A 7,186-nucleotide genomic window follows, 5' to 3' on the forward strand; every position below is an offset into this window, starting at 1 on the left:
TCAGGTGCGGAATGTCGGTTTGATCGCGAACGTCCGATACGCTTCGCTAATCGAACCTACGGGCTAAAACAACGCATAGGAAAAAAACCAAGCGTTGAAATCACTCTTAAGCAGAGTGTTAAACAATAACCTCCGACTCACCTAGTAGGTTATAATTATCATTCTCTTCTAAACTATCTAATATTTTAGCCGCATCGATCTCTTCAAACAGAATCCAAGCATGAGGAAAATCGCTCTCAACATGGTTCAACTTGTAGGCACGAATTATAACATCATCTTTTACCACTAAACCAGATTCTGAAAATTCAAGTTTAAACTCAGAGTATAGATTTCTGTCCTCCACATGTATTAGATTATCATAGATTATTCTTTCGCCGGATATTACCTTTACCTTAGCTTTTTTAGGTAGCTCCTCTGAATTAGAAACTAAAAACAACTCCCCAAGAACATATTCTTCGGTACTGTTAGACAACTGGGAGATGGGTTTGTATTTTTTATCCTCTAAATCTCTTTCCATATAGTAAACTAGCGGACACATTAAACTATCCTTGTTTCTATGCTGACGTTTAAGCATTGTTTATTCATAACATTTTCTGATTGCTTCGAATCAAACTTATATTGAGTAACACAGAGGTATCTGCCTTTTCGACCGACAATCGGATCAACTATATAATCATAGTCTGGAGAAACACTATAAGAACCTGTAGTTTTAGGTTTTTTAGATAATTTATAAAATAAGCATCGCCCTTGCTTTCTATTCAGTTCATTCTTTTTGTAAAACTTCTCTAGTTGGATAATGTTTATCTTTACTTCCAGCGTGTTATTAAGATAGTACATTGCATTGTCAGCAGTCCCATAAATTCCTTTAGTCTTATGGTAAGCTCGCCGTTTAGCTAGGCGTCGACTGTTTCCTAAATAAAACCCTTTACCAAACTCACCACCACCTTTACTAACATCAACCTTACAGTTCTTTAGGTCCTGTACAACATTACTATCTGTGCCGTGATATAAAGTAATTTCCATTGTATCCTCTTGTTGCTTAACACCCGCTTAAGGGGGCGCCAACGCTACTACCAAGTTTCCGCGCAACCTTGAAACCACTAAAACCAACGTACAATAAAAATGCCATGCGTTGGCTGTACCTCTTGAAATGTTTGTTAAATTTCTTTTTTAGGAAGGTACTTTTCATATTTCTCTGGAAGCAACCCATACTGCCCCCATGCATTCAAGAAGCTTTTAGGAATATCATTACCTTCCCATCCTATGTCTGAGTGGAACAGTATGTACCGCCCAATTTTTGTAGAATCAATGTGCTTTCTTTCATCAAAGTTTGGGTAAGTATATAATTTGAACTCTTGAAAGTTAGGAGTTTCGACGTAAATGATATTACGATATGTCAATCTTTTGTAATTTAATATTTTTGCAAAAAATAATCGAGGCAACTTATCAAAGCCATCAACGACGATACTTGTTGGATTAAGAGCATCCCTTAGAACTTTCATATGTCTCGAACTGGGTAGAATATATGCTCGATGAATGTTTTTATCGAAATCCCTACACAGTGCACCGATATTCTTTATTTTACTTGGCAGTTTAAATTCCTCTCCATTGTGACGACCTATTGCAACCTCCGTTTCCGGGCCATTTTCATCTTCGATAGGTGTACGTTCATATTCCTTTAGCTCCTCGTCTTCATCTGAGATTTCTGGAGGGGCAAGCTGCCAACTAGAAACAACAACTAACTCTTCATTTTCAATAGCTTTTTTAGCTTCCTCTTCATTCTTAAACAGTTGCCCCTGTTTTTTTTGTATTTTGAGGCGGCAATTAATGTGAGAAAATGACGGCTTGTGTTTGTAATGAGCAGTTACAGCATTGGTCGTTATATTTTTTAGGTCAGGAGTTCTAGATAACGGCGTTGTACAAACTGGACAATATACTTTCCCCTTCATTTCTGCCGTAAAATCCTCTGGCACCACTTGTATAGACTGTGCTTCTAGTTGTTTTTTTGAACCTATACCATAAACCCAGCTATTTGAATGCAAAGCAAATGCTATAAGGTGTTTATTCTCTTCCATATGTTCCCTCACAGTTTTAGGAAATTTAACGCAGTGTAAAGGGGTGAGAGCCGCCTAAACCAGCTTTCCGTAAACAACAGTCACCACCAAAAACTACCCAGAGCTATGTTGGTAAGTGTCGCCAAATCACGCCTGCACGAGCAGGTCAGAAATAAAGAGGAGGCCGTCGCCATGTTGGGTGGGTCATTGTGGGCAGCGTTCGCTTATCTATTCCATCCGGCATGGCTACCGCCCCTGAATTTCAGCCTCCAGTCTGCTGCGGTTCACCAACGGGATGGGGTTGGCATGGCTCATGGGAGACTCCGACGAGGCAAGTGTTGCCAAATGGCAATATTAACCATGGCGCTGTGGAGAGAAAGTTCAATATTGAGAATTTCTGTGCAAGATCAATAAATTAATCAAATGTCACCCACGATTGATGACACGCCGAGATAGCGTGAACAACCATTCTTGATCTATCACCATAGAATATTCATGGTCACATCTGGCTTGAACCAGCATAAAACTCTTTGTTATTGTCCACGCCCCCTGCTGAAATAGCTTATTTATCTATAAATCAACAAGATAGTATTATGCGGTGGCGTCGCGGGGGGCATCTGCTATCGGGAAGGAGAGTTATGAAGTCGCAGTTCAAAGTGGCGCTGGCCATGTTGGCCCTGTTCGTCGTCCAAGGCTGCACAGCCCCGGATTCATCCACCAAACGCAATGCACCCGGCCCGGTGCTGACAGTGCATTACGAAAGTGCCCCCCTGATCCCCGTTACCATCGCCGGTGAGCAGTACCAGTTTTTGCTCGATACCGGGGCCAGTATCACAGTTATCGACCATCGTCTGGCCAGCCGCTTTAAGGCGCTGACCTTAAGCGAATTGCCCAGGGCCTATCAGGCTGATTTTGCCAGTGTGAGCAGCGTTTCGGGTCAACTGGGCAGTGAGCAGCTTGGCTTTGTTGAGCCGCAGCCCTTCTCGCTGGGGTCGGTCACCATTGATGACAGCGATCTGTGGGCAACCGTTGATTTCGAGCTCTTTTCCCAGTCTCTTGGTAGCCGTATCGATGGCATCCTCGGGATCGACACCATCCGTCGCTTCAACTGGGTGTTTGATCGCGACAGGCATCAGCTCACAGCCTCGTTGACGGCACCCTCGGCAGCCACCTTCGAGCGTTGCATCGGCTATGAAGACAGCTACAACCGCTCCCCGGCAGTGTATCTGACCCACGGCGAGAGCAGCGTGCGCATGTCTTTGGATACCGGGGCCGATCAGAGCTATGTCGACCGTGCCTTTATCGACTTTATGGTCAATCAGAAGGCGCTCTCTGGTGAAGATGCAATGCCACGTAAAGGGGTGGATGCCAGCGGTATGGTGGAGGGGCGTGAACATATCCTCACCGGCCTGCACTTTGATGAGCGCCAGCTCGGTGAGCTGCGCGTGTCGGAAAACAGCAATGAGCAGTATGGTCTTGGGCTGGATTTTGTTCACCGCTTCAATCGCTTTGCGATCATCCCCGGGCGGATGATGCTCTGCTACGACGCCGACAGCCTGGCGCGCAAAGTGCCGCCAACCCTGCGCCATATCGGGGTGCGTTTTTATGGCGAGCATCTGCAGGTCTACTACAGCGACGAACGGGATCTGGCCCCCTATGGTCTGGCCAATGGCGACATTCTGGAGCAGATCAACGGGGTGGCTTATCGTCCCCTCGAGATCGACAAGGTGCGTGAGCTGCTCAACACCAGTAAGCCGGGGTCGCTCAAGTTGCGAATTGTGCGGGAAGGAAAACCGCTGGATATCGCCATCTAGTCAAGGTGGGGCGGCAAGATGAGCCGCCCCTGTCAGCCTCAGCCCTTGGTCGGATTTTCCAGGCAGGTGAGGGTTGGCTGGCCGTAACGCTCCAGCGTGGCGTCGTCCCCCTTGGTGAAGAAGGTGAGGTGTTGCCCTTTATCACGGATGCCGCAATTGCCCTGGGATAGAGGCTCTTGCAGTGCAGGGTTTAGATTGACCGATGGCGTTGGGGCAGCCAAGCGTAAAAACCCGACACTCCTCGCCGGAGTGTCGGGTTTTTTGTGGCCGCGATAAAGGGGGAGGCGGGTTGCCCGGTTGATCAGGCCAGCGCCAGTTGCTGACTGCGGGCGCGCCACAGCCGCTCGTGGAAGAAGAACACCAGGGTATTGATGGCCGGTTCGATCATCGCCATCACACCGCCGGTGAGCAACTCGCCGCTCAGCAGGAAGGCCACCCCGAAGGCCACCGAGAAGTGGACCACCGCGAAGCTGCTGGTCTTGGCCTGCAGGCTGTGATTTGGCTTGAGTTTGTGCCAGCCAAGGTCATGAAAGTAGAAGGCGACCGTGTTGACGGCGGGCTCGATCAGGGCGATCAGGCTGGCGGTCAGCAGCTCACCGGTCAGCAGGTAGGCCACGGTAAAGGCGACACCGAAGTGCAGAATGGCAAAGCTGATGGTTTTTTTCATGATGGCGGCTCCCTCTGTTGATGATGAGAGTATCCGCCAAAATGAGATTAAATGAAAACTATTCTCATCTATTGCCGGGATAGAGAGAACCTATCAACGGGCGAGTGGCCGGTGTGGTTCAGCGGTTGCCAATCGCAACCAAGGCGATAAAGTACAGCTTCTTCACACTTGCCCATGAACAAGAAGACCTTGGGCACCCATCCTTTGGGTTCTGGCTATGCTGCGCCTTGCTCAGAAAGGTGGGTGTCCCAGATTTGTTTTCTCGAGGGCTTTTTCCAGCTGCATCCGGGCCAGATTATATCCCTCATGGTAGAGGGCTTGATATTCGGCTGCCGTTTGTTTCCAGGCCACTGCCGCGATCAATAGATTGTTGGTGCCATTGCCTGTCGGGGCGTCGTGGTTGGTCGCGGGAAGAGGCTGGGCGTGTGCCCCCGCCATGGCGCCCAGCAGCGCGAGTTGTCAGGGTTTTGGTGAATAAAGGCATGAGAACACACTCCATGTTGTTCAGTCGAGCAGGTAAGCGATAGGAGACCACCGCCCAATGGTGTTTGAAAGTCACCAGAGTGCCATAGGTGCTACGTCAGCCCCAAGCCCATATTGTCAGAGAGACTTTGGACACCCATCTTTTGGGTTCGGGGTATGCTACGCCTTGCTCAAAAAGGTGGGTGTCCCAGATTTGCCGTGATCACTAAACTCAACGCACAACAAAAATGCCACGCGTTGAGGGTCTGCTTGAATTGTTTGTTAGGTGTTACCACCCAGACTCCATTGGTTGATAATAACTTACCCACTCATCTTTACTTTCTTTTATGATTTCAAGAAGTTCCGAGTATTGAGAGGCAGAAACAAGTCCTTGAGATAAAAGGTATTGGTAGAACTTTTTAAGAACTGTAATTGTCGCCTTTACTGATTCTGGACTCGACCACATTGCTTTTCGAGGAAACCAACCCTCAAAGAAATATCCAATTTCCTCGGCACCACCATTTTTAGGCTCAATAATTTCTTCATGCAAAAGGTAGTGGTTTACATAGAAATCAAGATTATTAAGGTGCTTAGACACAGTTTTTTCGGACAGCTTTTCACCTTTTAAATGTGATTCAAATTGATCTAGCAGTTGATTGTTCTTAACCCTTTGTTGTTCAACTAACAATTCGTACTCTTCGTAGTCCATAAAATTCCCGTCGACACTATTTTTTATGATATACAGAAGTTTACATCAAATGGATTATGTTGAACATGAACAGACACCTAACGCCCGCTTAAGGGGCAGACGACGCTACTACTAACTTTCCGCATAACACCGAAACCACAGAAAACCAACGCATGATAAAAATGCTACGCGTTGGCTGTCCCTCTTGAAGCGTTTGTTAGCTGTTTACCCTTCGGCTTCAAAATGAGCAAACACTTCAGCACCAGTCATATTCTGAGTTTCGTTTTTGAAATCATAATATTCGGGCTTTTCATCAACAAATATTTGATGAGTAAACTGAAAATTGTCATCACCTTGAAGCAAGCCAACAGGTAGGTGATACTGATTTGCAGGCTTAAGGTAATAGAACAAATGTGTTCCACACTTATTGCAAAACCCTCTGTCTGCCCAATCTGAGGATGAGTATCTTGTGACGCTTTCTTCACCTGATATTTTTACTGAATCAGCACAATCGATGGCTAGCATTGGACCGCCACCCCAGTTGCGACATATGCTACAGTGACAAGCTGCCACCTCATTACTAGCATATTCAACTTCTAGTGCGACGGAGCCACATAAACATTTAGCATGACCTTTCATAAATCCTCCAATAATTTTACAGGTAAGATACTTTTAACAGCTAACGCTTGCCATAAACGGCGAGCGTGTTTTGCGAGTCCAGCCCCCGAAGGGGGCGATGTTTGATGGCCTTGTTAGGTTTCAGTAGTTCAGCCAGTTCTCATCCCCTGTGAACGTATAGCCTAAGCTCTCCCATTGACTTCCCACTCCCGACACATGGGGCCACTCAACTGAAAACATGTAGATGTAAGTAGGGAGAATAAAGTACTTTTCTTCTATGCAGTCTATAACTACAGTTTTTCGCTCAATGAGCTTTTCCATCCAGCTACAAACTAAAAACCTAGAATCAGATGAAAATGCAAACAGGCAACCCCAAGCATAGCCTGGGAACTTTTTACCATTAATACTTAGGCTATGATAGGAGTCGCCATGAGGAGGCTCTCCAATATAGGTGAGTATCGCACTAATGGTACTGCTTGGAGAAAGAAGCTGATAATCTTCCATTCCAGCCCATTCGCATATGCCATTGTTTGGCAACTTTATCACTTCCAAACACTACCTCCGTGTGAAACCTAACGCCCGCCTAAGGGGCTGGCAACGCACGACCACTAAACTCAATCACAACAACTGCAACCACCGCGGCCCAATGGGACTGGAAACGCCGCGCGTTGACAGTCCCTCTTGAGGCGTTTGTTAGCTGTATGCTCCAAACTCAAAGTTCAAAGTCACTATTGTATAGCTTGACAATATTTACCAACGGCTCTTCCCAACCCAAACATGCTTTAAGCCTTTGTACCACTGGTTTTACATGTTCATGAGCTACATTTATTTCAATTTTTATTAGTGGATAATTTTCCAACTTCCCAACTGAACCAAAAACAGG

Annotated in this window: 9 protein-coding genes; 1 reads left to right on the top strand and 8 read right to left on the bottom strand. The window is 46.4% G+C overall.

Annotated features, from left to right (window positions below; translation table 11 throughout):
- Positions 1 to 118: 118 nt before the first annotated feature.
- From BN1117_RS16135 to BN1117_RS16145, 3 genes are all read right to left on the bottom strand, one after another.
- Entirely contained in the window at positions 119 to 538 is a 420-nt protein-coding gene (locus BN1117_RS16135) for a hypothetical protein (protein WP_040099035.1), read from the bottom strand.
- Positions 538 to 1,023 (bottom strand): DUF3990 domain-containing protein, encoded by a 486-nt coding sequence (locus BN1117_RS16140; protein ID WP_040099037.1) that lies wholly within the window; start codon positions 1,021 to 1,023, stop codon positions 538 to 540. The genes BN1117_RS16135 and BN1117_RS16140 overlap by 1 nt, the downstream gene beginning before the upstream one ends.
- A 134-nt stretch (positions 1,024 to 1,157) precedes the next feature.
- Positions 1,158 to 2,075, bottom strand: a complete 918-nt coding sequence (locus BN1117_RS16145) for a hypothetical protein (RefSeq protein WP_040099038.1) — start codon at positions 2,073 to 2,075, stop codon at positions 1,158 to 1,160.
- Between the two features lie 617 nt (positions 2,076 to 2,692).
- Between BN1117_RS16145 and BN1117_RS16150 the strand changes: the two genes are divergently transcribed.
- A complete protein-coding gene (locus tag BN1117_RS16150; RefSeq protein ID WP_040099040.1) occupies positions 2,693 to 3,868 on the top strand; it encodes a retropepsin-like aspartic protease in 1,176 nt (391 codons plus the stop codon).
- Positions 3,869 to 3,906: 38 nt separating this feature from the next.
- On the opposite strand, the gene BN1117_RS19750 is transcribed toward BN1117_RS16150, so the two are convergent.
- From BN1117_RS19750 to BN1117_RS19190, 5 genes are all read right to left on the bottom strand, one after another.
- Entirely contained in the window at positions 3,907 to 4,089 is a 183-nt protein-coding gene (locus BN1117_RS19750) for a hypothetical protein (protein ID WP_082032616.1), read from the bottom strand.
- A gap of 80 nt (positions 4,090 to 4,169) precedes the next feature.
- On the bottom strand, positions 4,170 to 4,535 hold the full coding sequence (locus tag BN1117_RS16155; RefSeq protein WP_040099042.1) for a DUF2061 domain-containing protein: 366 nt from the start codon (positions 4,533 to 4,535) through the stop codon (positions 4,170 to 4,172).
- Positions 4,536 to 5,286: 751 nt separating this feature from the next.
- Positions 5,287 to 5,706 carry a site-specific integrase gene (locus BN1117_RS16165; protein WP_040099046.1) on the bottom strand — a complete coding sequence of 140 codons (420 nt, stop codon included), beginning with the start codon at positions 5,704 to 5,706 and terminating at the stop codon, positions 5,287 to 5,289.
- 204 nt (positions 5,707 to 5,910) lie between these two features.
- Positions 5,911 to 6,324, bottom strand: coding sequence for a GFA family protein (locus tag BN1117_RS19185; protein WP_082032617.1), 414 nt, complete (start codon positions 6,322 to 6,324; stop codon positions 5,911 to 5,913).
- A gap of 120 nt (positions 6,325 to 6,444) precedes the next feature.
- Positions 6,445 to 6,855 (bottom strand): hypothetical protein, encoded by a 411-nt coding sequence (locus BN1117_RS19190; protein ID WP_082032618.1) that lies wholly within the window; start codon positions 6,853 to 6,855, stop codon positions 6,445 to 6,447.
- Positions 6,856 to 7,186 lie beyond the last annotated feature (331 nt).

The sequence above is a fragment of the Aeromonas australiensis genome (assembly GCF_000819725.1).
Lineage (GTDB): Bacteria > Pseudomonadota > Gammaproteobacteria > Enterobacterales > Aeromonadaceae > Aeromonas > Aeromonas australiensis.

Bases quoted from the DNA above. Each gene is read 5' to 3' on its own strand.
- BN1117_RS16140 (WP_040099037.1), bottom strand. From the start codon at position 1,023: ATGGAAATTACTTTATATCACGGCACAGATAGTAATGTTGTACAGGAC.
- BN1117_RS16150 (WP_040099040.1), top strand. From the start codon at position 2,693: ATGAAGTCGCAGTTCAAAGTGGCGCTGGCCATGTTGGCCCTGTTCGTC.
- BN1117_RS16155 (WP_040099042.1), bottom strand. From the start codon at position 4,535: ATGAAAAAAACCATCAGCTTTGCCATTCTGCACTTCGGTGTCGCCTTT.
- BN1117_RS16165 (WP_040099046.1), bottom strand. From the start codon at position 5,706: ATGGACTACGAAGAGTACGAATTGTTAGTTGAACAACAAAGGGTTAAG.
- BN1117_RS16145 (WP_040099038.1), bottom strand. From the start codon at position 2,075: ATGGAAGAGAATAAACACCTTATAGCATTTGCTTTGCATTCAAATAGC.
- BN1117_RS19185 (WP_082032617.1), bottom strand. From the start codon at position 6,324: ATGAAAGGTCATGCTAAATGTTTATGTGGCTCCGTCGCACTAGAAGTT.
- BN1117_RS16135 (WP_040099035.1), bottom strand. From the start codon at position 538: ATGTGTCCGCTAGTTTACTATATGGAAAGAGATTTAGAGGATAAAAAA.